Raw genomic sequence first — 25295 nt, 5'->3', positions numbered from 1 at the left:
TTAAGCAAATATCCATAATTCACTATCGGTCAATCAAATACAAATCAGGCACAATCTTTAATGATACGTCATCTTACCGGATTTTAATTATATTCTTTAGCATATGTTTAAAAACAATATCCTTACAGCATGGCGTAATTTAGTTAGAAATAGGCTCTATTCATTTATTAATATTTCAGGTTTAGCTTTAGGAATAGGATGTGCGATATTGATTTTTTGTCTTTTACGCTACCATCTGTCTTTTGATAACTTTCATAAAGATGAAGACCGGATATACCGGGTTGTTTCCAAGACGACCTATGACATGATCGATTACTCGCAAGGTATTCCAGCACCATTCGGCAAAGCATTTGGCAATGATTACACTTATGCCGAAAAAATTGCGATGCGGGTGAACAGAACAGGCGTTTTATTCAGCACGACAGGAAGAGATATCAAACGTTTTAAGGAAAATGCCGCTTATGTAGAGCCCGAATACTTTGATATATTTAATTTTCCGATGCTTGAAGGTAATGCCAAACAAGCGCTCATTGCCCCTGATATGGCTATTGTTACCAATAAAATTGCTAAAAAGTTATTTCCTAATGAAAACGCTATAGGCAAGCAACTGGTACTTAATAATAAAGATGTATACACGATAAACGGGGTATTAAAAGACATTCCTGTAAACTCGGATCAGCAGCAACAGATCTATTTATCCTATGCTAATTTTAAGAAACATAATCAATGGCAGGCCAGTGACAGTTCATGGAGCAGTATCAGCAGCGGGGTACAGTGCTTCCTGAAATTGAAACCAGGGGTTAAAGCCCAGGAAGTTGAAAACTCATTTCCCCAATTAATTAAAAAATATTGTAAACCTGCCGATGCCAATAGCTACTTCTTTTACTTACAACCTTTATCATCTATCCATTTCGATACCAGGTATGACGGAAAAATTGAACCGAAATATTTGTGGGCTTTGGCGTTTATCGGCTTGTTCCTGGTTATAACGGCATGTATTAATTTTATAAATCTTGCTACGGCCCAATCGTTAAACCGCGGTAAAGAAGTTGGTGTACGCAAAACGATGGGCGGTTCCACAGCACAGATGTTCAGCCAAATCATGGCGGAAACAGCGGTACTAGTCATTACAGCCATCCTGATTGGGATGGGATTGGCTATCATAGTTTTACCATTATTTAACCAATTATTCCATACAGAAATAGCCAGAAATGAATTTTTGAAATGGCCGGTATTATCCTTTGCCGTTGTATTGCTTATTGTGGTTACATTGTTATCAGGCTATTATCCAAGTATAAAGCTGGCCAAATTTAATCCGGTTGAAGCCTTGAAAGGCAAAATAACCCAGCAACAAGGTGGCGGCATATCTATCCGAAGGGTATTGATCATCCTGCAATTTACCATCGTACAACTGATGATAATCGCTTCAATTGTAATAGCTAAGCAAATGCGGTTTTCCTTAAATTCTGACCTGGGATTTAATAAAGACAACATCCTGTTGATTGATCTCCCGGGAAAATCAGCCAAGGCTTTACCTACGCTGCATAACCAATTATCCCAAATCCCTGGTATCAGTAATATTAGTTTCTGTTCCAGTGCGCCCATGTCCGACAGCAATGACTGGTACGGGTTTAAGTTTGACAATCGCCCCACGGAAGAAGCATTTCAGGTCAATGTCAAAAGAGGAGATGACCATTACCTGTCAACCTTTGGCTTGAAACTAATAGCGGGCCATAATATTACTTCTTCTGATACCGTTAGCGGCTACTTAGTCAATGAAACCATGTTGAAAAAGTTAAACTTATCAACTCCGCAAGAAGCACTTCAAAAACGGCTTATAGTAAATGGGTTTTCATTTCCGATTGTTGGCGTTATAAAAGATTTCCACAATGAAAGTTTCCATGCCGGTATTGATCCCATTTGTATATTCAGCATGTCAAAAGATTTTTATAGATGCGCCGTCAGAATTCCTGCAAAATCAACAAAGGAGGATTTATTAGCCATCCAGACATTATTTACAAAAACTTTTCCAGACAATGTTTTTTCATATTCATTCCTGGATAAAGATATCCAGGAGATGTACGAATCGGAGATTAGTTTGCAACAACTTATGGAAGCTATGGTTGGTATTTCCATTGTTATTGGCTGCATGGGACTTTACGGGTTGGTTTCTTTTATGGCCGTACAAAGAAGAAAAGAGATTGGTGTAAGAAAAGTACTTGGCGCAAGTGTAAGGTCTGTGCTTTGGCTTTTTGGAAGAGAATTTAGTAGGTTACTCATTATCGCTTTTTTAATAGCAGCCCCTTGCGCATGGCTTTTGATGTCACACTGGCTTCAGGATTTTGTTTATAGAATAAATATAGACGCGACCATATTTTTACTATCCTTAACTATCACTGCATTTATCGCTACAGTAGCTATCGGTTACACCTCTTTAAAAGCATCCCTGGCTAATCCCATAAAAAATATAAGGACTGAGTAAATCAAATTGACCAACATGAAAAGAGCTATTTTAAGTTCAATATTTGTATTATTCACAGTTGTATCTTTTGCTCAAAAATGTGATTGTAACCTGTATTACAACTGGGTGAAAAAAACCTTCGAACAAAACGATGCAGGATTCACATACACTATTTCAATAAAGGGGCAACAAAGCTATGACCTTCATAATAAACTCTTTCTTGAAAAAGTTTCTAAAACAACCGACTTTACTGCATGTACTGTACCTAGGGTTTTATAATTTTATCCGAGAGTGCAATAAGTTCATTCTGTGTGCCTTGATCTGCTTCGTTTGAAAGTAAAACAATACCTGAATTCAAATCGGGGTAAAATACCATATAACTGCTAAATCCTAAACTGCCGCCTGTGTGGGAGATGCTCCGCTTACCGTTCTCCGTTTTTCTTACTTTCCAATTAAGTGCAATAGCACCATCTTCAACCTTTCCAAAAGTTGGCTGGTGACTTAATTTTGCGATAGCGTTTACTTCATTTAGGTGAAATTTCATATACTTTAACATATCTGAACTCGAAGAAGCTATACTTGCTGCCACTTGCAGATCCTCCCAATCAATAATGGGCATCACACGTCCTTTACCATCATAACCTTTTGCCATTTTTGAGGGCAGTTTTCCAAGAGTTAATAGGAGTGTGTTTTTCATTTTGAGTGGTTCAGCGAAATGTATTTTCAGAAGGTTTTCGTAGGAGTTGTTATAGACGATTTCCATAATATAACCAAGCAATTGGGCGGCGGTGTTACAATGTCGAGCAGTGCTTCCGGGCAATACCTGTAGTTTTACATGATGCAGATCTCGGTAAAAATCTTGTCTGCTATATTTTGTGTGAACTGAATCTAAAATATAGGGAATGGAGTCTGGATTTGCCTTTCCAAAGATATCTTTATCTGGCATCCAGTTGGGTAGTCCAGATGTGAGATTAACCAAATGAAGTAAAGTGATAGGTTTTCCGTTGTAATTCAAATTAGGATAATCTTCTTTGAGGTACTTTCTTATATCATCATCAAGGTTTACCTTTTTATCGAGAACGGCTTTTGCAAGCAAAGTTGCCCCAAATGTTTTTGTAATGGATGCAAGTTCGTAAACGGTATTGCCCGTTGGTAATTCTGATTTTTCCTTTTGGATTGAACCATAATTATAGAGATATGACTTTCCATCTTTAATAATCCCTATTGAAATGCCAACCCTAGAATTATTTTTCATAAATGCAGAAACTGATTGCTCTACCAGTGTATCTAATGAGATTTTTAATTTATTGTCGCTGGGTAATTTAAGTTGGTTTTTTTGCGCAAAGCAGAGCAATATTTGCATTAGAAAAATTAAAAATAGGAATACTTTTTTCATATATTATTATTGAGTCTCTTAATAAGACGCTAAAAATTACGAATAGGTTGCACCGATAATATTTCATGAGACGGATTTGGCTCAGAAGGCTTATAAGGGATCTAAATGAAATAGGTTCAGTAGAAACACTTTGAACACGGTCTAAAGAATATTTAAGCTAGAAAAAGGCAATAAAAAACCGGAATCGATGTGTTCGATTCCGGTAAAGTACTCAAACCCGACGTCTACACGAACCCTTTATTAGAAGACTTAAAACGTTTGGCCACTCTGTTTGATGATTAAGGTCAATTTGAAATATCTAACCCGTTTTCGATTGAACCATTGTTTATCACACTTTACCAAATGTAATCAATCAATATATGTTGACTTAATAAGATACATATAACTTCCATATTTAAGGCATTTCAAGGGGTTTATAACCAGTCATCGCGTCAATATTTCTAATAAGCTCTTTTATCGAGGCTCTTATTTCTGCATCGCTGCTTTTGCTTTGCGTTTTTTCTAAAAAAGCTTTGACGTTTGTTTTAAATATCGAGGCATCTTCTTCGCCAATAGATAGGCGTTCAAGTGCATAGTTTAACCCATTCAATTTTTGTGTGAGCCATTTACGGTCTCTAAACAAACTAAGATTGGCATCATGGTTTCCGATACCATCCAAGCAGGCTTTTATTGTTGCTTTCATGTAATTATAGGTTTTAGGCTAAACAAGTATAATAGATTTAAATTACCCTAAATCATAAGCCACTATGCTGTGAACGCTCATTAACATGGCTATATATTTGGCCGCCGTGCTTTTGTGCATATTGGGAAATCGGTAAATCGCTATTTTGTCGTAAAATAGTTGCGCTCGTTCTATTTTTTCAATCAATTCAGCAAAAGCATTTTTATACTGATCGGGGACGATTGGGTCGTTTTTTAAGAATACTATGTTATGGGCTTGGCTTGCCAGTCTGATGTTTGCATCTTCTTTATGGATGTGAATAGCTTGCAGAATGTTCCCCAGCCTTTCCAATGTATTTGAAGCCCCCATAACTTAGTCGGGCATCGAGTTTATCCTTTGGATTACTTCGATTTGTTCACCACGTTTTTGAAGTGCAGGCACTACAACCGTATCGTAAACAAAACGCTGTTTTGATGACAAGCAATCGTAACCCTCATCTATGACTTTTTGAGAAATGCCATACGCGGGTGTTCCTTTTTCGATTAAGCCCTCATCTAAAAGGTCTTGTATTGCTTCATGCAATTCGTGGTCATAGTCATTAACGCTCATAATATTATTGGTTTATATCAAATATAGCGAATGCCTTGAAATATAAGTGCATGAAATTCAATACATTTGTATAACTTAAATTAACCCGTCAGCGGGATATTATTGGTTAGATCTTTCTTGAAAAATGGAGTTTTGATGGTTTGGTACATCGAACCGGAAAGTTGAACAAAGCGATGGAGCTTATCTATCTGATTAACAGCACTTCACCTAAAAAACAAAGCCGCGTTAGAACTAAAATACGTCCTAATCGCGGCTTTGTACCCCTCGACCTTGTTGGTTCGAACCAATTTATGCAAGATCTTATTCAGTTATCGAGAATACCCTTAAAGTATAATAATGTGTCTATTTATAAATCTTAATTGACGAAGAGGGAGAGCGTTATGGTTCACCCATTCGCCATATTCCTCATTGTAAACGCTATATTTTCTGGTGACTTCTCTTTTGTATTCAAAATCTGCCAATAACGGAAAATGTGAATTTCTTGATTGCGAAAAGGCGTACATAATCGCTACAAACTTATTTGCCGAAAAGCAGTCTGCCGGAGCTAGGATGCGAGGTTTCGCCATCGAACTTTTTTGATAAGGTGTTATGTGCGCTTAGTGCAGATCAATAAGGCAGAATGGCTCTTTAAATAGGTATATATATATATTAAAGCGGGTAGAATCAAGATTTATCACATTCCACTGGAGGTCACGAAGGTTTACTATGTTTATATCTTCCGGCTCAAAAGGCGCAGGGTCTTCTGCGACGGCATAAACGTCGTCAGGATTTTCATCTTCCATTGGATGTAAATCTGAAAAATTTCGCCTCCATGAGAGGACCTGAAACAGTTAATAAGCACCTTTTAGCTTTTATTCAATATTAAAATATTTCTTTTTCAAAAAGAAACGAATACTTACTGTACAAAAAACTGTTTAATGCATTTCGGTATTGTGTGTAATTAGTGTTTTTGTACACGATTTTCAAGCATCGATTTACAAAATTCGATATAAATACAGATATTGTGCCTTAATTTAGGCTATTATTAAATGGGAAATGTGACTGACGACACAAATTTGTGGACTGAAGCTTTGCGAAAAGGTGACGAGAAAGCACTGGCCCATTTTTTTAAGCTTCATTATCGCGGGTTACATTACTTTGTTAGTAAAATGGTTCTGGATGATGCGGAAGCCGAAGATATTGCGGCCTCTGCGTTTGTAAAACTTTGGGAACGTAAAGAAGATTTTGAATCTGCTCAAGGAATCAAAGCTTTTTTGTTCATCACCTGCAGGAATGCAAGTCTGAATTTTTTAAAGCAGTTAAAACGAAGAACCTCCAAGCAACAAGAATACGTTCAGCATCTTGACCTGATAGATTTGGCTGTACTCAACCAAGTTGTAGAGTCGGAATTTTTAAATATTTTGCACCAGGAAGTGGAATTACTTCCTGAACAGTGCAGGAACGTCTTTACCTTACTATATTTTGAAGGTAAAAAAACAGATGAGGTTGCAAGTCTTATGAATATATCTGTTAAAACTGTACGGAATCATAAAGCTCGTGCAATCGAAATTTTGCATAATTCATTTTTGAAAAAAGCCGCTTCCGATGCGCTCACACTCGCCGTATTCATCTTTCTAAATAAAAAATAAAAAAAAACATTTTTGACTGGGCGTTTTGCCGTTTTGTGGTTTCTATGTTAGATGCTGGTTAATAAATTGTAAGATTAAACTTCGGAATCGGCATCAACACCAAGAGACATGTTTGAAAAAGAATTTGATATTGCAACGTTAATCGGCCTCTACCAGAAAGGTGAGATGAGCCATGACGCACGACAACGGTTGGAGGACTGGCTCAGAGAAAATCCAGCCAACCAAATTCTTCTAAATGAATTAATGCAAGAAAACAGGTTGCATTCAAAATTTACAAAATTCAGGGCAATTGACGAAAACTCCGGGTGGCGAAAGGTTTTAGCAGGGATTTCGGAAATTCCGCATCGTCCTGTAAAGGGGCGATGGCTTCATTTGTGGCCTCGTATTGCAGCATCGGCAGCGATAGTCATCATCGTTTCAGGGCTTTATTTTTATAGTAAGAATAATCAATTAAGCCACAAGATACACCCCGCTTACGTTAATGATATTTCTCCTGGAAAAGTTGGCGCAACGCTGACTTTAGCTAACGGTAAGGAAATTAAATTAAGTGAAACTTCAAATGGTGAAATTGCCAAAGAGGCAGGGGTTAGCATTTCCAAGTCCGCAAATGGTGAAGTTGTATACAAGATCAAATCAAACAACAACGATCCAAACAAAACCAACACTTTGACCACCGCCAAAGGCGAAACCTATCTTTTAATCCTTCCGGACCATTCAAAAGTTTGGTTAAATGCAGCTTCTAGTTTAACCTATTCGGCTAACCTTATGGATCATGGAAAACGACGCGTAACACTAAAAGGCGAAGGTTACTTCGAAATTGCCAAAGATAAAGTACATCCTTTTATAGTTAAAAGTAATGATCAGGAAGTTGAGGTGTTAGGAACACATTTTAATGTAAATGCCTATCCTGATGAATATGGCATAGCAACCACTTTATTGGAAGGTTCTGTATCGGTTAGATCTGGCCGCAATTTTCGCATGATCAAGCCGGGTGAACAGGCGTTGAATACAGGGAGTTCAATTAACGTCAGTGAAGCCAATATTGAAAATGTTACCGACTGGAAAGGGGGGGATTTCTTTTTAAATCATATCAACTTCAAAGTGGCAATGCGAAAGATTGCTCGATGGTATGATGTTGAAGTAATTTATGATGCTTCAGTTCCTAATGAACTTGAATCCGGTGGTTGGATATCCAGAAATAATAAACTTTCAGAAGTTTTGAGTGCGATAGAGGCTTCAGGGCAGGTGAAATTTAATATTGAAGGTAGAAAAATACGTGTCTCCCGCTAAAATTTATATCCCCAAATGCAACAAAATCAACAGAATTATTCACTTAAATCAACAATAATGAGAAAACTATTACTTCCGTAAACCTATGGCCATAAAAGAAGAAGCCAGGAATGCTTGTAACATCCCTGGTTCTCGTTCAAAACAATCAGCTAAATAATCAACTGTTTACCCGCAGATGCCACGACCTTCGAAAGCACGGCGTTCTGCTTAATCGAACTAAACAAATGTATAAAAATTATACTAATGAAGTTGGTATACCCAAACCTCTATGCCATAAAATATTGCTAATTATGCGATTAACCACCGTTATCCTTATAACCTTCTTTATGCAAGCCAGTGCCGCCGGATTTGCACAAAAAATCACATTAAACCGGCGGAATGTGCCGCTGGAGGAGGTATTGAAGGAGATCCGTAAACAAAGCGGTTTTGACTTTTATTATGATGGAAAGGTTATTTCCACTATAAAAGACATTGACGTGTCTCTTGAAAATGCTTCAATAGATAAGGCAATGGACCAGGTTTTATCGGGATTGAGCCTTTCCTACACAATTGATGGAAAAATAATCTCTATTAAAGCGAAAGAAAGTTCTATTCTAAAGCAGTTATTTGAAAATATTGACGTAACAGGGAGAGTGCTTAATGAGAATGGTGCTGTACTCGTTGGTGCAACGGTTAAAATTAAGGGGAAGAATTTTAGTGTAGTAACCAATGAAAAGGGCGAGTTTAGAATCAATAATGTAAGAGACGATGCTGTTCTTGAAATTAACTATATAGGCTATAAAGTTAAAGAAATAAAAGTATCTCCAAACCTTGGCGATATAAAACTTGAAGTAGCGGTAAGTAACCTCAATGAGGTAAATGTCCTGGTTAGCACCGGCTACCAGACTATAGCTAAAGAACGGACTACCGGTTCCTTTGGTACAGTCAGTAGCAAAGAAATCAGCAAGTCGACTACTTTTGACCTCGGGTCTGCACTGGAAGGGAAAATAGCAGGAGTTGTCAAAGATCAGAATGGTTTCACCATCAGAGGTAAAGGTACCTTTCTTAGCAATGGTTCCGATCAGCCACTTTACGTGATAGACGGATTTCCAGTTGAAGGGGAGTTACAGTTTGTAAACAATCAGTTTATTTATTATAAGATGCCGGCAATTAATCCCGACGATATTGAAAGCATTACAGTTTTGAAAGATGCTGCTGCAGCTTCAATATACGGTGCCCGCGCAGGCAATGGTGTTATCGTTATTACTACAAAAAGGGCAAAAAAGAAAGGAGCCGCAGAGGTCTCCTTTTCAACCGATATACAGGTAACACCGAACTATGATTATAGCTACATGAAGTACATGTCAGCAAGCAAGTATATTGACATGCAATGGAATTTTGTGAACAATAATCCCGCATTGATAGACCCATCTCAAAGGCAATTGGAAGTAAATAGATTGCGTAATGGGGATTTTATTCCGTCTCCCAGTTTGGATCTAATGCTCAAATATTATGACGGTTCATTATCTAAGCAAGAAGCAGATAAGCAATTGATGCAGTATCGTTCAAACGGGGTTCCTTTACTTGATGACCTTAAAAAGTATATCTATCAGTCGCCTATTATTCAACGATATGCGCTTTCGGTAAGCAAAGCCACAGATGGAATCAATACGACTGCATCGTTTACTTTTTCAAATAACAAAGGATCGTCTCAGCATACAGACGATCAGTCGCTCATTACAAGCCTTCGTAATTCTATTAATCTTACAAAATGGCTTACAGCTGAAATTGATGCTAATCTCCAGTATGGTAAAGGTGAAGCTCCGCAGTATGGGGCGGATGCTGCCGTAACTGATTTGTATCCGTATTCTCGCCTTGTAGATGGTAGTGGAAATTCTGTTTCTTATTACAGATCCAGAACTCAACCAAGCGACCTCACTACCCTCAAACAATATCCTAATGATTTGTTGCCCCTTGATTTTTCCTTAATCAATGAACTGGGAAGTAGCCTGGTCCATACTACTGAATTTCGTACGCGAATCGCTACAAGCCTGGATTTTAAATTAACAAAATGGCTGAAATTTACTTCGGGGTTTCAATATGAGAACGGTAAGGATGAGGCAATTACGTTGGATGATAAAGATTCTTATAGGATGAGATACCTTTATGATGTCAATACATATCTAGATCCAAGTTCTAATACAATTGGTCACCGCGTACCTTATGGGGATGCCCGTACGGTGGCCACAAATAATTCAGAAAACTATACCTGGAGAAACCAGTTGAATTTTAATTATACGACAAACGATCACCTTCATTCATTGGTGGTACTTGCGGGTAACGAAATGCGGGAGGTTAGCGGTAATTATTCAATGAACAAAGTTTATGGGTATAACAGCGATCTTTTAACATGGACAGATTTGAATAACTATGACCTGATACAGGGTGGAGGAAACGTTTTCGGATCGTATGCTTCTTTCAGTAGTGATGATTTCCATGCGGAACGGGAAAATAAAAACCGATATGTCTCGTACTATGGTAACGCTGCTTATACCCTGATGAGCCGCTATGACATAACAGGTAGCATACGGTGGGATAAATCTAACTATTTCGGAACCAGTCTTAAATACGAGAACAGGCCTCTTTGGTCTGGGGGCGTGGCCTGGAATATGATGGAAGAATCATTCATGAAAGATGTTAAGTGGCTTAATCGTCTTAAACTCCGCGCTACGTACGGTGTTAACGGAAATATTGCAAGGGACGTTTCGCCATACCTTGTTGCACAATATAGCTCCGATCAAACTAATTCTGTGACCCAAAGGCCTTACGGTACAGTTAGTTCCCCTCCGAACGCAAACCTTCGATGGGAAAAAATAAAAGTTTTCAACCTTGGTGCCGACTATACCATACTGAACAATCGCCTTAATGGTACTATTGAATACTATAAGCGAAATAGTTCTGACCTACTGGTAGACACACAAATAGACCCTACTTATGGTTTCAGTACATTAAAGCAAAATGCCGGCGATATGACCAATAGTGGAATTGAAATGAGCCTTAATGGATCTATTCTTAAGAAGAAGGACTGGGGATGGACGGCTGGTTTTACATTTGCCTATAATAAGAACAAAGTTACCAAAGTATTTATTCAGCCTTCCGGCACGGCGAGTATTGCCGCCGGAGGAACCGGTACTGGGACCCTTATCGAAGGGTACCCACTAAATTCTTTGTTTAGCTATCGGTTTGCCAGGATTAATGATAAAGGCGATCCAGTTGTTTACGACGAAAAGGGCGCAGAGGTATCAAATGCAAATATTAACAATTTCAGTGCCCTTGTATACAGTGGAAGCCTTGTTCCATTGTATACCGGAGGTTTTAATACGAGCTTTAATTGGAAAGGAATGGAGCTATCGGCCAATATAATCTATAGTGGCGGAAATGTAATGCGTAAACTCAGCGCGAGTCCTGACCTTTCTGCGTACGAACAAGGTGTTACTAACCTTATGTACGATGGGTATGATAATGCCTGGAAGAAACCGGGTGATGAATTGAAACCAGGTGTAACACCAAGGGTAACCTATAATTATGATCAAAACACTACTTACCGAAATCAATATTGGCTCTACACCGATGATAAGGTAGTTTCTGCGAGCTATATCAAACTCCGAAGTTTGACATTTTCATATGACCTGGCACAAACAAAGCTTTTAAGCAGAAGTATTTTCAAGAGCATCCGTTTACGGGCACAAGCCAACAACTTATTCTATATCGCGGCAAATGGCGAAGGTAGCGATCCCGAAGCGTATAATGCCACTAATGGAACACGAACACTCAAATTAAAGCCAGGTTATTCTTTTGGCATAAACTTTTTATTTTAAAATTAAGATCATGAAAAAGATATTATCCATAATAACATGGAATAAACGAAAGGTGATAATCAATCTACCAATATTTATTTTATGCAGCTTCCTCATATCGGGATGCGGTAAAGACTATTTGGGGATCGTTCCCAAAGGGCAAGTAGTTCCAAAAACAATTGCAGATTACAGAGCTTTTCTGGAAAATACTATGTTGCTTACGCACGATGGTAAAACTAAAAGACAAGTTGTAAACGAAATATTTCAGACTTCATCACAAATCAGTGACGCTCCTTATAGAAATAACTATTTGTGGATAGCTACAATAGGAGCTAGAATAGATGCCACAGCAAGCGATGGAACTTATGATGGTGATTATTCTTCGTTATTTTACTACAATCTGGTGATAAACGATGTGCCTAAAATTTCTGGGTTAAGTAGCGCCCAAGTCAAAGAAGCAACGGTATTGGTAGCACAGGCAAAAGTATTCAGGGCTTTATTTTATTTTCATTTGATTAATACATATGCCAAAGCATACAATCCTGCGTCTGCCAATACAGATGGCGGGGTGCCTTATATCTCAACAGCAGATGATTTTGAAACACCTGTACCGCAATTAACAGTGGCCCAAATTTACGGACATATAATGGACGATCTAAATAGTGCGATCCCCGTGATGGACGATAATGTTATAAATTTTGTCTTCCCGACGAAAACTGCGGCCATTGGCTTGCGTGCACGCATCCATCTCTTTATGCATAATTTTAATGACGCGCAGGCGGATGCCGAAACGGTGCTTGCAAAACAAAGTTTTATTTACAATATGGTGAATTATTTCAACACCAATATTGACCCGAATGGCACCGGAAATACCATACAGAACAATCGTTCAGCCTTTGGAGGTCTTCCCCAAATTTGCTTTACCGACGCCAATGCCGAAAATTTATGGGTAGTGGGTGGCTTAACGAACATAGACTACAGTCCCGCTTTTACACCTTCTCAGAACAGAATACCGCTGAGCGACTCTGCCGGAAACCAATTTTGCACGCGTGGTCCGGGTCGTTTTGAAGACGGTGATACGCGTTTTCTCTGCAATTTTTATAGGAACTCGGATAACGGTTATTATGACTATCGCCGGGTGGATTATGCAAATACCGGAGGTATCCGAACACTGGAAGTCTACCTTATCCGCGCTGAATGTAATGCACGTCAAGGTACACAAGCGGGCATTGATAAGGCAATGGATGATCTGGATGCCATTCGGGCAAAGCGAATAATTGCCAGCAAATACATTCCATGGAAAGGCCGGGTAACAACTAAAGCCCAGGCAATAGATTTAATTCGCCATGAACGTGACGTTGAACTCTTTGGAACAGATATGATGTTCTATGATATGAAACGCTTCAATACGGAAACCGAATATCAGCGAACGATGATAAAGACAGATGATAGCGGTGTTAAGCGAACGTTGACTCCTGGTTCCGACCTTTGGATCATGCCATTCCCAAGAGATGTGACAGAAAAGAACCCCCTAATTAAACAAAACACGTCAATATAATTTCTGAAAACCCTGTAGAGCGATGAGACGGTAATGCTCATCGCTCAATTAAAAACCTACAATATTAGTTACTAAACTGTTCGTGTGCGGATAGTATTACGAGAATTATGTCTCGTGGTTAATAAAGAGTTAAAAACAATTCAATGGATAATAAGCATAATGAATCTGGGACTACGGGTGATAGCATCGTTAAGATTGAGAACCTTTCTCATCGTTATACCGTTCAGTGGGCGATAAAAGGTATTAATCTACAAATTAATAAAAAAGGAATATATGGACTGCTTGGATCGAATGGTGCAGGGAAATCTACATTGATGAACATCATGTGTGGAGTTCTAAAACAGACTAATGGCGACATTTTTATTAATAATGTTAATGTAAAGCATGATCCGATACAAGCGAAACGTTTCATTGGATTTCTACCTCAGAAACCCCCTTTGCATACAGACCTTACAGTAGAAGAATATCTTCGTTATGCGGCATACCTTCGTTGGATACCCGGTAACTCGGTCAAAGTCGCCATTGATGAAGTACTCGAAAAATGCAATATCACCCATTTTCGTAAGCGCCTTATCCGCAACCTGTCCGGTGGCTATCAGCAACGTGTGGGTATTGCTCAGGCCATCATACATCGTCCTTCACTTGTGGTATTTGATGAACCAACAAACGGGCTGGACCCCAACCAGGTATTGGAGATCCGAAAGCTGATAGCTGAAATTGGAGAAGAAAGAACCGTTATTCTTTCCACACACATGCTTACCGAAGTTCAGGCAGTATGTGATTATATCTATATGGTGGAACAGGGACAAATGGTTTTTCAGGGTACGGTGAATGAGTTTGATAATTATCTATCTCCTAATAGTTTGTTAATCAGTATGATGAATCCTCCTTTAACAGATGAACTGTCAAGTTTGCATGGTGTTTTAAAAGTAGAGGAGATTGGCAGTAATCGCTTCCGGTTACAGTTTATCGATGTCAGGGACGTTACAGAAAATATCATGAGATTGAGTCTGGAACGCGGGTGGCAATTGACAGAAATTTCTTTAGAGAAAAATTCGCTCGATACCATTTTTGCAGAATTATCAAAAAAAGCCCATAAGTAAGACAGCGCCTAATCACACAAATCATGAAGAAAGTTTCTAATAACCTTCTCCCCAATTCTCATTGGGAAGAGAAGCAAATAGTATGGCGTATTGCGCTGACGGAACTGCAATCGTTATTTTATTCACCAATTGCCTGGGTAATTCTGATAGCATTCACATTGCAACTGGCGCTTACGTATACCGGACAACTTGGGGGATTAATTCAGGGACAAATTGATACGGGTGTTGGGCAATCGGAATTGACGTCCCGCATTCTTGGACAAGGAGTTTTTGGCCTTGTAAGTGTATATGGAGGTGTGCTCGATAATCTCTTTTTGTATATTCCATTAATAACAATGGGACTTTTGAGCAATGAATTGCAAAGCGGATCTATAAAACTATTGTATTCATCTCCTGTAAAAAACTATCAAATCATTCTTGGAAAATTCTTATCGATGATGATTTATGGCTTGGTTCTACTTTTCATCATTTTCGTTTTTGTGATATGGACCGGCTTTGTTGTGAAAGATTTCGGATGGGCACATGCCCTGACCGCAATGGTTGGAGCCTACTTGTTGATCTGTACATTCTCAGCGATAGGATTGTTTATGTCAAGCGTGACCTCTTATCAGGAGATAGCTGCAATTTCTACACTTGCAGCACTTACCTTTTTCACATTGGTCAATAAGGTGGGCCAGGATATTGATTTTATAAGGGACGTTACTTACTGGTTTTCAATAGCCGGTCGTGCAGAGTCATTTGTTAGAGGCATGTTGTGCTCTGAAGATGTCATCTATTTTGTGGTAATTATATTGCTCTTTCTTTCTCTTTCCATAATTAAATTGAATGCTGTAAGGCAACAAAATAGCTGGAAAGCATCGCTGTGGAAGTACATAGCCGTAATTGTATTAAGTTCTGGAGTCGGTTATCTTTCATCAAGGCCTCAATTGATGTCCTATTATGATGCTACTCAAACCAAAACCAATACAATTACCCTCAACAGCCAGGAAATATTAAAAAACCTGAAAGGCGGGCTTACAATAACCACCTTTGTCAACATCCTTGATGATATTTCTGTCGCAGGTATGCCTCAGAACCGGAAAGGTGATATGGAAAATTTCAGACAGTTTATCCGCTTCAAACCGGATATCAGGATGAAATATGTTTACTACTATGCAGATGGTGGTAACCTTGAACTAAAAAAAAAATACCCTGGTCTTAATGCAAGAAAAATTCTTGAGAAGGTTTGTCTTGTTGAAGATCTCGATCCGAATGATTACTCGACTGCGGAAGAGGTAGAGAGGAAGTACCATGTAGATCTTAAATCTGAATATTACCGGATGGTGCGCTTGGTGGAACGGGATAGCGGTGAAAGGACTTATCTAAGGATGTTTGATATGCCAGATCCTCAGCCACGCGAAACGGAGATATCAGCCGCTTTTAAGCGTTTGACAATGAAATCACCTGTGGTAGGATTCTTACAGGGGCATGGAGAACGTAAGTTTAACCAACAGGGGGATTTAAGTTATCGTAGAATTAGTACAGACAAGGTCTATAGGTATTCACTGATAAACAATGGATTTGATTTCCAGCTGGTATACCTTGACAAAGAAATTCCTAAGGATGTAGATTTGCTGGTTATAGCTGAAATGCGTACATCCCTTTCTTCGGATGAGCAGAAAAGATTGAACACTTTTATTGCTCGCGGCGGCAATCTTTTCATTCTTGGGGATATCCGCAGGCAAAAAGTGATGAATCCTGTTATAGAACAATTCGGCGTTCAGTTCAGGCCCGGACAGCTTGTACAATTATCTGAAAATGGAATCCCTCCCAATTTTATAGTTTCTTTCCCTACTGATGAGGCAATTGCACTTTCATACCCCTACAAGCCCTTTGGTTCAAAGAGGGGTATTGGTATGTCGGGAAGTTTGGGAATAAAATTCATCGCAGATAGCGGATATAAAACGATACCCTTTTACCTGACAGATAACAAAACTGTATGGAACGAATTAAAACCCGTTAATTACGAAGATGAGACCCCTGTTATAGATTCGGTCGCCGGTGAAAGGACCGGATTGTATGCTACCGTAGTAGGTCTTACCCGGATGGTGAAGGGTACACAGCAGCGGATATTAATATCAGGTGATGCCGATTGTATCAGTAATGGGGGAATAAATTTCTATCCAAAAGGATTGCCAATATTTAATGACCGATTGGCCAACGGTAGCTTTTTCTGGCTTTCTGGAAATAAAATGCCGGTGGATACGCGCCGTCCGAAAACAACGGACAATGATATCCATTTGGGTACAACGGGGTTTAATATAACCAAAATTTTTCTGGTGTGGGTACTACCAGGATTAATGTTGGTAGCAGGTATTGTAATCTTTCTAAAAAGAAGGGGGCGTTGAAAAAATATATGAAAAAAAATATTGTAAAAAGGATTGCTTTTACGGAGCTACAGACACTTCTCTTCTCTCCGGTTGCGTGGTTGGTGCTTATACTTTTTACGTTTATGTCTGCGATGAACTTTTCGGATATATTGATCCGTTCGGTTCGGTCAGAAGTGTTACACCGTGGTATAACCAATCTTACCCTCAACAGATTTGCAGGCGGTGAAGGGTTTTTTCGAAATGTCCTGGGATTTCTTCAACTATATATACCGCTACTTACCATGGGGTTAATGAGTAGGGAGTTCAGCAGCGGATCTATTAAATTACTTTACTCATCTCCAGTTAAAACTACTCAAATCATATTGGGTAAATTTTTAGCAATGGCGGTGTTTTGTTTGTTACTGATAACGATCGTTTTCATTTACGTTTTAATTGGTTCGCGTGCCATAGAAAACTTCGATTGGGGATTAGTGCTCTCCGGAATGCTGGGAATATACCTGTTGATTATTACCTATTCCGCGATAGGTCTGTTTATGTCGAGTCTAACATTCTACCGGATTGTCGCTGCTGTAATGACAATCACTTTTATCGTATTACTAAACTTAGCAGACTCGTTTGGTCAAAGTGTTGATTTTGTGCGGGAAATAACCTATTGGCTTTCTATTGCCGGAAGAGCGGACCAGTTCATATCCGGATTGATTTGCAGTGAAGATGTCCTTTACTTTTTAATTATTACAAGCCTCTTCCTTACGTTGTCATCTTTGCGTTTACAGGCTGCCAGGGAAAAAATCCATTTGACAAAAGCATGGACAAAATATGCGGTAGCTTTTTTGGTTGCGATGTTCCTCGGGTATTTGACTTCAAGGCCGATACTGATGACGTATTATGACGCCACCCAAACTAAGCAACGAAGCCTAACTAAGAATAGTCAAAATATCGTGAAGAAAGTTACGGGAGGACTTAAGATGACCACATACGTCAATATTTTTGACAATAGTGCATTTGCTGCCATTCCCGAAGCACAAAAGTCTGATAAAAGGCCTTTTATGCAGTTGATACGTTATAAGCCCGGGATTCAAATGGAGTATGCCTATTACTATGCACCAACACTATCCTCTGATCTCATCGCATACAACCCAGGTCTTTCAACGGAAAAATTAATCACTAAGAGTCTTGAGAAGATGAAGGGATTGAGGCGAAGTGAGGTTCTTTCATTGCCTGATATGAATAAAATAATAGACTTGAAAGCAGAAGGGTATCAATTAGTGCGTGTACTTGAACGTGATAATGGAGACAAAGTATTCCTTCGAATGTTTGACGATTTGGAAATGTACCCAAGTGAACACGAAATATCTGCTGCTCTTAAACGAATGACCATGGTTCATCCTCCGTTAGTGGGATATCTGAGGGGGCAAGGCGAACGTGATTTGGAACAAACGAACGACGCCAGTTATAGTCGTTTTGCAACGGAAAAGTCATTTCGTAACTCACTTGTAAACCACGGTTTTGACTTTGTTGTGATTGGATTGGAAAAGGATATTCCTGTAAATATCAATATCCTGATTATTGCCGATATGCGCAAAAAATTAAACAAGCAAGAACAGTCGCATCTTGATGCTTACATCAATCGCGGAGGAAGCCTGATTGTTCTGGGTGATATACATCGCCAGGAAATAATGAATCCAATACTTTCGAAAATTGGAGTTAATTTCCTGGCCGGGCAACTCGTCCAGTTTACCGGAGAGGACTATAGTCCGGATTTCATTGTTTCAGAAGCTACCACTGCGGCTAAAAATCTTAGCTATTTTTTTGATGGTGGCGAATCTTTTCTTGTTACCATGCCCGGAGCAGTTGGATTAAGCTACCGCACCGATATGGGGTTTGACGTAAAGCCTATTCTTGTTACGAAAAGTAAAGGAGTATGGAACGAACAGGAAACATTCGATTTTATCGATAAAATACCAAAATTGAATGAGGCAGCCGGCAAGGTTGAAAAGTCATATCCCACAGCAATTTCTATGGTACGTAAAATTAACGGCAAACAACAGCGGGTAATGATATTTGGTGATGCAGATTGCATGAGTAACAATGAAATTGGCCGAACCAGACAAGGCCTCGCCTCCCAGAATTTCAACCTCATTTTGGGCACTTTTAACTGGTTGTCAGGCAATGAATTTCCGGTAGATACCCGCCGCAGGGAGCCAATTGATAATAACATCATTATCAATATGCATGAGGCAAAGATGTTTAAAATGCTGCTTATGTGGGTATTTCCATCGCTCTTGCTATTTGGATATTTGCTGTTATGGTTGCGTAGGCGTGGAAGATAAAATGAATAGTTATGGCTTTTTATATTGACAATCAAACACTGGAAGATATCAATGTCTTTGGGAAAAAAGGCAGAGCGTCTGTTTTTAACTTATATAATGTAACAAAAACAAGGGGGGGAGCAAAAATCCTTGAAAACATATTCCGTTATCCTTTATCAGATGAGCGGGCAATCAACCGCAGGAGTTCAATAATCCGTCACATGATGGATTCAGGGGTAGAGTTTTCATTCAGCGGAGAACTATTTGATACGATTGAGCATTATTTAGCTAACATAGATACGCGTACAAAGCTAATAGTTGAAGATAATTTTGTCCAACGGAAACTAAAAGGAGCGGTAGGTGCTGATAACGAATATAAGCAATTGCACAAGGGGCTGCTGGCTATTATCGAAATATTGCATCTGTTACATGTGTTTGCGGGAAAGATGGAATTAGATTCCTTCAAAAGCCCCTATCATGAGGAGCTGGAAAAGGTATATAGCTTATTACGTGATCCTGAACTTCGGCCATTTTTGGATAAGCTGGAGGCCAAAAAGATGAGTTTTTCAAAAACCGCTGAACTGGATACATTAGCAAGGTTTAAGGTGCGGGAAAAGCTGCTGGGGATTTTAGATTATATCTACCATTTAGATGTATATATTGCTGTCGCCACAGTGGCATCTCGCCTTGGGTTCTCGTTTGCCGCGGCTTTGCCATCATATAGCACTCAACTGGACGTGGAAGGAATGTATCACCCTATGGTGAATAATGCCGTGCCAAATACAATAAAGACCGACGAAAATGGAAATGTCCTTTTCCTCACGGGTGCAAACATGGCGGGTAAATCCACCTTCATGAAGACACTTGGGCTGACCATGTTTCTCGCTCATGCGGGCTTTCCGGTTCCCGTTAAAAAAATGAAGTTTTCGGTGCTGGATGGCATGTTTACTACCATTAATCTGCCAGATAATCTTGGCACCGGTTTTAGTCACTTTTACGCGGAAGTTATGCGTGTTAAAAAGGTTGCCGGCCATCTGGGTAAATCTAAGCGACTACTGGTTATTTTCGATGAACTCTTCCGCGGCACAAATGTAAAAGATGCTTATGATGCCACAGTTGCCATTGCAGAAGCTTTTGCAACAAGGTTAGATTGTCTATTTGTTATTTCTACGCATATCATTGAGGCGGGCGAAATATTGCGTAGTCGATCGAAAAATGTACGCTTTATCTACCTTCCCACTATCATGGAAGGTACTACTGCAAAATATACCTATACCTTGAATGAGGGCATCACCACCGACCGTCACGGAATGATGATAGTTAATAATGAGAATGTTTTGAACATTCTTGGTTCAGATAAGGCTATAAAAGAATCATCCCAGAACCCCATTAAGCGGTTTGCGGTAGACAAGCAAACACTGGAAGACCTTAACTTATTGGGGGAATTCCGTCCAGACTCCATATTTAACATCTATAAATGTGCCAGGACAAGGGGCGGGAAAGCGCTCTTGGAAGAAATGTTTCTAAATCCATTGACTGACGCCGGTTTAATCAATGAAAGAATTGATTTATTTAAATATTTTCAAGATGAGAAGCATAGCTTTTTGCCCAACAACGAAGTGTTTGAGCGGGCGGAACAATATCTTCAGTTTGCCGGACAAGGAAGCGCTGCCACATCCTTGATAAATATGGGTCAGAAGCTACTGATGCAGTATTTAGCAAACGATAGGGAGTTTCAAATGATCAAAGAGGGCTTGGCGGCGGCTGTAACATTGATTGCGCACTTTAAAATTTATGTTAGTCAATTAAATCGTAAAGATTTACCTTCTTCCATGCTTCCCGCGATAGAAAATTTAGACCGCTTGTTCTCTGATAAAAAGCTGTTATGGATATCGAAAGATGAATCTGGCGAAATAACATGGCGACAAATTGCAAAACATGATTATCTGCTGCGAAGGGTTTATCATCAAGAGATGCAGCAACTGCTTAAAACGCTTTATGAGATCGACCTTTATACATCAGTTGGTGAACTTGCAAGTAAAAGAGGGTTCGTTTTTCCTGATGCCATTCCTTTCAATACGATGGACAACCAGATTTCAATAGATCAATTCTATCATCCAGGGTTGCCAGGTGCCGTTGCAAATCATATAACGATATCGAAAGAGAAAAATGTAATTTTCCTTACCGGAGCTAACATGGCTGGAAAATCAACCCTAATGAAAGCTTTTAGCGTTTCGGTTTATTTAGCTCACATGGGGTTTCCCATTGCAGCTAAGTCAATGAAATTCTCTGTGCAGGACGGCATTTATACTTCCATTAATGTATCTGATAACCTTACTTTAGGGCATAGTCATTTTTATGCGGAAGTTCTCCGTGTAAAACATATTGCAAAAGAGGTGGCCGAAGGAAAAAAATTAGTGGTGGTTTTTGACGAACTATTTAAAGGTACCAACGTGCAAGATGCATTTGATGCAACACTTGCCGCAACAGCTGCTTTTGGAGGACATCGGGATTGCTCATACGTCATATCTACTCATATCATTGAAGTGGGCGAAGCATTAAGAGAAGGCGGTAATAATTTTCAGTTTTCGTATTTGCCAACAATAATGGAAGGCGTGGTTCCCAGATACACTTATAAATTAACTAATGGGATTACCGAGGACAGGCAAGGTATGATCATCATTAACAATGAAAAAATCCTTGAACTTATTACGGATAGACCCCAATAAAATGGAAACGACATGAGCTTTTATACATGTTGTTCATCAAGCAATAATTAAATAAAAAATGAAATTCAGATATCTTTTAGCTTACACGATTAGTGTTTTTGTTATTCACAATGCTAACGGCCAGATTTTGCCCTTAGACCCTGCCGTGAGGACAGGCAAATTACCAAATGGCTTTACTTATTATATACGCCGAAATACGGAACCCAAGAATAGGGTGGTGATGTATCTGGCCAATAAAGTAGGATCTGTTCTGGAAACCGACGAGCAGCGGGGCCTGGCCCATTTTATGGAACACATGAGTTTTAATGGTACCAAACACTTTCCAAAAAGTGAGTTGGTGAATTACCTACAGAAATCCGGCGTGCGTTTTGGTGCAGACCTAAATGCTTCAACTTCTTTTGATCAAACGGTATATCAATTGCCTCTCCCGGCAGATAACCCGGAAATACTTAAAAACGGAATCCAAATTATGCGCGACTGGGCACAGGAGGCTATTTTAGAACCGAATGAGATCGACAAAGAACGTGGTATCGTTATGGAAGAGAAACGCCTGGGCAAAGGCGCCTCAGAAAGAATGCAGAGACAGACTTTTCCTTTAGTGCTGAACTACTCGAGATACGCCTCACGCCTTCCTATCGGAACAGAGCAAGTGTTATTGAATTTTAAACCAGACGTTATAAAGTCGTTTTATAAGGATTGGTACAGGCCGGATTTGCAAGCACTGATCGTGGTTGGTGATATAAACGTTGCAGAGCTGGAAAGAACCATTAAGACTAAATTTTCTGATCTGAAGAATCCCATAAAAGAGAAAACAAGAACAAAATATACTGTGCCTTTAACAGGTAGGAATCAATTTATTGCCGTTACAGATAAAGAAATGCCTTCTACCGTGATACAAGTTCTGATCAAGCATAAAGCACAGGACCTCAAAACCGCTGCAGATTATCGTAGCTCGCTCATCGATGGCTTATTTAATCAGATGTTGAGTGAGCGCTATTCGGAGTTGTCCAAACAGGCGGATCCACCATTTTTGCAGGGCGGGGCAAGCATTGAAGACTTGATGGGCGGCCTGGATATGTATGCAGTTTCGGTAGTGGCTAAGCCGGGGGAACTGGAAAAAGGTTTTAAAGCAGTTTGGAGAGAGAGCCGCCAGGCCCAGTTGTTTGGTTTTACGCAGACTGAACTAAACCGTGCCAAGCAGAATTACCTGAGCAGTATGGAGGCTGCGTTAAAGGAGAAAAACAAAACGCAGTCAGAATCTTACGTAAACGAATACCTTCAATATTTCTTAAACCAGACCGCAGCTCCTGGTATTGTTAAAGTAAATAAACTGGTAAACCTGTATATTCCTGGAATTTCCCTTCAGGAAGTTAATGCAGTGAGTAAAGAATATATTAAAGATGTCAATCGGGATATCCTTATCATGGCACCTGAGAAAGACAAAGCCACCTTGCCGGATGAAGCTAAAGTGCTTAGTTGGATACAAAGTGTTAATGAGGAGAAACTGGAAGCATTTAAAGATAATACGAGTGCCCTGCCTTTGTTGACGGGAAGCCCCATAGGCGGGAAAATTGTAAAAGAGGACAAAGACGCTGCCTTGGGGATTACTACGCTTACCTTAAATAATGGGGTAAAAGTGCTTCTTAAAAAAACCGATTTTAAAGACAACCAAATCGTATTCTCGGCGTTTTCCAAAGGAGGGACTTCTCTGTATAGCGATTCCGATTTTCAAAGTGCTACTAATGCTGCGAGTTTAACCGTAGCTGCCGGAGTAGGGAATTACACCTCTACCCAATTACGTAAATTTCTTACAGGTAAACAAATAGGGGTAGCTCCTTATATCGGAGAACGCACACAAGGATTTAATGGCAGCGCCACGCCAAAAGATTTAGAAACCGCGCTCCAATTGGTCTATGGATACGTCACAGAACCTCGTAAAGACGAAGATATTTTTAAAGGACTCGTTGCTAAAACAAAATCAGGTTTGGCAAATCGCGGAGACGATCCAAACATGGTATTTAGTGATACCGTAAGTGCAGTCCTGAGCAATTATAATATCCGCCGAACGGGACCCAGTATAGAAAAAATTGATCAGATTGATCTGGATAAAGCATTTAATATTTATAAAGAACGTTTTTCAGATGCCTCAGGGCTTACGTTTATTTTTGTTGGAAGTATTGATGAAGCAACGCTAAAACCATTACTGGAAAAATATCTTGGTTCTTTGCCTTCTAAAGGACACCATGATGAAGCAAGGGATTTAGGTATTCATATTCCGCCAGGAAAAATATCTAAAACAGTTTATAAAGGAACAGAACAAAAATCCACGGTATACATGGTGTTTTCAGGGCCTTTTGAATATAGCTATGAAAATGAAGTTAAAATGGATGCTTGGGAAGAAATTCTGGAGATCCGGATGTTAGAGCGGCTGAGAGAAGACGAAAGCGGGGTCTATGCCCCAAGGGTAGAAATTAATACTTCAAAGTATCCTCAGGAAAGATTCAACATGGTAATTTCCTTTGGTTGTGCGCCGGCTAATGTGGAAAGCTTGATTGCTTCGGCCTTGGATGAAGTGAAGAAAGCTGGTAAAAATGGTCCTACACAAGAAAATATCGATAAATTTAAAGCAGAAGGCCAGAGAACCAGGGAAATGGGATTAAAGAATAATAGTTCCTGGTTAACCTATCTCAATGGACAGCTGATCAATAATGAACCTTTAACGCAAGTTAACGATTATGATGCGGCTATTGGCAAAGTCACGGTATCAAGCCTGAAAGATGTTGCTGCGAAATATCTAAATGGGGATAATTATATCAGACTTATGCTTCTCCCGGAAAAATAAAAAATATTAAGATATAACTAATTATTACAAATCATGTAGATCAGTATTTTGCCCTAATTAGTGATCGCTACGCCCGGGTTGTAATGGTCTGCGTGGCCGTTTTGGTTTTTCGGTCTGATTATCACGGCGGGGTGAACCTGATAAGCCAACGGGTGGCTTTTTCAAAACAGGCTTTGAACTCTTATCTTCTGCAAAACGGACACTAATAGTACCGTCATCGATACTGGCACCATGGAATGCTTCATTAGCCCTTGCTGCACCGGTATCATCGGTCATGGTAATAAAACCGTAGCCTTTACTTTCGCCACTCAACCGGTCGGTCACGATGGTAACGGTGTTGACAGTCCCGTGGATGCTGAACATTTCCACCAGTTCAATGTTCCTCCATATCTTTCGGTATGCCTACAATAAAAAGCTTCGCCATGGCGCAAATATAAACACTATGTCAAAGTATTGGCAAATCCGCTAATTTGATAAAACGTACTATTTTCAGGAACTTGTGTT

At 39.5% G+C, this 25295-nt stretch carries 17 protein-coding genes; 11 read left to right on the top strand and 6 right to left on the bottom strand.

Annotated elements, in window-relative coordinates; all coding sequences use genetic code 11:
- Window positions 1-103 precede the first annotated feature (103 nt).
- Together BDD43_RS20495 and BDD43_RS20490 are read left to right on the top strand one after the other, a co-directional pair.
- Complete coding sequence (locus tag BDD43_RS20495) at window positions 104-2482, top strand: ABC transporter permease (protein WP_121199429.1); 2379 nt, start codon at window positions 104-106, stop codon at window positions 2480-2482.
- 15 nt (window positions 2483-2497) lie between these two features.
- Entirely contained in the window at window positions 2498-2740 is a 243-nt protein-coding gene (locus tag BDD43_RS20490; RefSeq protein ID WP_121199428.1) for a hypothetical protein, read from the top strand.
- Here BDD43_RS20490 and BDD43_RS20485 read toward each other — a convergent pair.
- The 5 genes from BDD43_RS20485 to BDD43_RS20460 form a co-directional block, all read right to left on the bottom strand.
- Window positions 2727-3857, bottom strand: coding sequence for a serine hydrolase domain-containing protein (locus tag BDD43_RS20485; RefSeq protein WP_121199427.1), 1131 nt, complete (start codon window positions 3855-3857; stop codon window positions 2727-2729). The two genes, BDD43_RS20490 and BDD43_RS20485, sit on opposite strands and share 14 nt — an antisense overlap.
- 394 nt (window positions 3858-4251) lie before the next feature.
- Window positions 4252-4539: a hypothetical protein gene (locus BDD43_RS20480; RefSeq protein WP_121199426.1), complete on the bottom strand. Its 288-nt coding sequence runs from the start codon at window positions 4537-4539 to the stop codon at window positions 4252-4254.
- A gap of 42 nt (window positions 4540-4581) precedes the next feature.
- Entirely contained in the window at window positions 4582-4887 is a 306-nt protein-coding gene (locus BDD43_RS20475; RefSeq protein WP_121199425.1) for a hypothetical protein, read from the bottom strand.
- Between the two features lie 3 nt (window positions 4888-4890).
- Window positions 4891-5127 carry a hypothetical protein gene (locus BDD43_RS20470; RefSeq protein ID WP_121199424.1) on the bottom strand — a complete coding sequence of 79 codons (237 nt, stop codon included), beginning with the start codon at window positions 5125-5127 and terminating at the stop codon, window positions 4891-4893.
- Between the two features lie 596 nt (window positions 5128-5723).
- Window positions 5724-5909, bottom strand: coding sequence for a hypothetical protein (locus tag BDD43_RS20460; RefSeq protein ID WP_121199423.1), 186 nt, complete (start codon window positions 5907-5909; stop codon window positions 5724-5726).
- 246 nt (window positions 5910-6155) lie between these two features.
- On the opposite strand from BDD43_RS20460, the gene BDD43_RS20455 reads away from it, so the two are divergent.
- The 9 genes from BDD43_RS20455 (at window position 6156) to BDD43_RS20415 (ending at window position 24791) form a co-directional block, all read left to right on the top strand.
- Window positions 6156-6755 (top strand): RNA polymerase sigma factor, encoded by a 600-nt coding sequence (locus tag BDD43_RS20455; protein WP_121199422.1) that lies wholly within the window; start codon window positions 6156-6158, stop codon window positions 6753-6755.
- A 108-nt stretch (window positions 6756-6863) separates the two neighbouring features.
- A complete protein-coding gene (locus BDD43_RS20450; protein ID WP_121199421.1) occupies window positions 6864-8045 on the top strand; it encodes a FecR family protein in 1182 nt (393 codons plus the stop codon).
- 290 nt (window positions 8046-8335) lie between these two features.
- A complete protein-coding gene (locus BDD43_RS20445; protein ID WP_162847126.1) occupies window positions 8336-11902 on the top strand; it encodes a SusC/RagA family TonB-linked outer membrane protein in 3567 nt (1188 codons plus the stop codon).
- 10 nt (window positions 11903-11912) lie between these two features.
- On the top strand, window positions 11913-13439 hold the full coding sequence (locus BDD43_RS20440) for a RagB/SusD family nutrient uptake outer membrane protein (RefSeq protein WP_121199419.1): 1527 nt from the start codon (window positions 11913-11915) through the stop codon (window positions 13437-13439).
- Window positions 13440-13582: 143 nt separating this feature from the next.
- Entirely contained in the window at window positions 13583-14542 is a 960-nt protein-coding gene (locus tag BDD43_RS20435) for an ABC transporter ATP-binding protein (protein ID WP_121199418.1), read from the top strand.
- 23 nt (window positions 14543-14565) lie between these two features.
- Window positions 14566-16929, top strand: coding sequence for a Gldg family protein (locus BDD43_RS20430; protein WP_121199417.1), 2364 nt, complete (start codon window positions 14566-14568; stop codon window positions 16927-16929).
- Window positions 16930-16937: 8 nt separating this feature from the next.
- The gene (locus tag BDD43_RS20425; protein ID WP_147425693.1) at window positions 16938-19241 is read left to right on the top strand and encodes a Gldg family protein; all 2304 of its coding nucleotides are present in this window, start codon (window positions 16938-16940) and stop codon (window positions 19239-19241) included.
- Between the two features lie 11 nt (window positions 19242-19252).
- On the top strand, window positions 19253-21949 hold the full coding sequence (locus tag BDD43_RS30410; RefSeq protein ID WP_211339706.1) for a MutS-related protein: 2697 nt from the start codon (window positions 19253-19255) through the stop codon (window positions 21947-21949).
- 58 nt (window positions 21950-22007) lie between these two features.
- On the top strand, window positions 22008-24791 hold the full coding sequence (locus BDD43_RS20415) for a M16 family metallopeptidase (RefSeq protein WP_121199415.1): 2784 nt from the start codon (window positions 22008-22010) through the stop codon (window positions 24789-24791).
- Between the two features lie 57 nt (window positions 24792-24848).
- On the opposite strand, the gene BDD43_RS20410 is transcribed toward BDD43_RS20415, so the two are convergent.
- Window positions 24849-25154 (bottom strand): RNA recognition motif domain-containing protein, encoded by a 306-nt coding sequence (locus BDD43_RS20410; RefSeq protein WP_121199414.1) that lies wholly within the window; start codon window positions 25152-25154, stop codon window positions 24849-24851.
- Between the last annotated feature and the right edge of the window lie 141 nt (window positions 25155-25295).

Origin of the sequence: Mucilaginibacter gracilis (assembly GCF_003633615.1) — a bacterium.
GTDB classification, from domain to species: Bacteria; Bacteroidota; Bacteroidia; order Sphingobacteriales; family Sphingobacteriaceae; genus Mucilaginibacter; species Mucilaginibacter gracilis.
The sequence above is the reverse complement of the archived record's forward strand: the minus strand, read 5'-3'. Positions and strand labels throughout refer to the sequence as shown.

Coding starts and splice junctions, on each gene's coding strand:
- BDD43_RS20410 (WP_121199414.1), bottom strand. CDS start 25,154: ATGTTCAGCATCCACGGGACTGTCAACACCGTTACCATCGTGACCGAC.
- BDD43_RS20495 (WP_121199429.1), top strand. CDS start 104: ATGTTTAAAAACAATATCCTTACAGCATGGCGTAATTTAGTTAGAAAT.
- BDD43_RS20425 (WP_147425693.1), top strand. CDS start 16,938: ATGAAAAAAAATATTGTAAAAAGGATTGCTTTTACGGAGCTACAGACA.
- BDD43_RS20455 (WP_121199422.1), top strand. CDS start 6,156: ATGGGAAATGTGACTGACGACACAAATTTGTGGACTGAAGCTTTGCGA.
- BDD43_RS20450 (WP_121199421.1), top strand. CDS start 6,864: ATGTTTGAAAAAGAATTTGATATTGCAACGTTAATCGGCCTCTACCAG.
- BDD43_RS20440 (WP_121199419.1), top strand. CDS start 11,913: ATGAAAAAGATATTATCCATAATAACATGGAATAAACGAAAGGTGATA.
- BDD43_RS20430 (WP_121199417.1), top strand. CDS start 14,566: ATGAAGAAAGTTTCTAATAACCTTCTCCCCAATTCTCATTGGGAAGAG.
- BDD43_RS20445 (WP_162847126.1), top strand. CDS start 8,336: ATGCGATTAACCACCGTTATCCTTATAACCTTCTTTATGCAAGCCAGT.
- BDD43_RS20490 (WP_121199428.1), top strand. CDS start 2,498: ATGAAAAGAGCTATTTTAAGTTCAATATTTGTATTATTCACAGTTGTA.
- BDD43_RS20485 (WP_121199427.1), bottom strand. CDS start 3,857: ATGAAAAAAGTATTCCTATTTTTAATTTTTCTAATGCAAATATTGCTC.
- BDD43_RS30410 (WP_211339706.1), top strand. CDS start 19,253: ATGGCTTTTTATATTGACAATCAAACACTGGAAGATATCAATGTCTTT.
- BDD43_RS20470 (WP_121199424.1), bottom strand. CDS start 5,127: ATGAGCGTTAATGACTATGACCACGAATTGCATGAAGCAATACAAGAC.
- BDD43_RS20435 (WP_121199418.1), top strand. CDS start 13,583: ATGGATAATAAGCATAATGAATCTGGGACTACGGGTGATAGCATCGTT.
- BDD43_RS20475 (WP_121199425.1), bottom strand. CDS start 4,887: ATGGGGGCTTCAAATACATTGGAAAGGCTGGGGAACATTCTGCAAGCT.
- BDD43_RS20415 (WP_121199415.1), top strand. CDS start 22,008: ATGAAATTCAGATATCTTTTAGCTTACACGATTAGTGTTTTTGTTATT.
- BDD43_RS20480 (WP_121199426.1), bottom strand. CDS start 4,539: ATGAAAGCAACAATAAAAGCCTGCTTGGATGGTATCGGAAACCATGAT.
- BDD43_RS20460 (WP_121199423.1), bottom strand. CDS start 5,909: ATGGAAGATGAAAATCCTGACGACGTTTATGCCGTCGCAGAAGACCCT.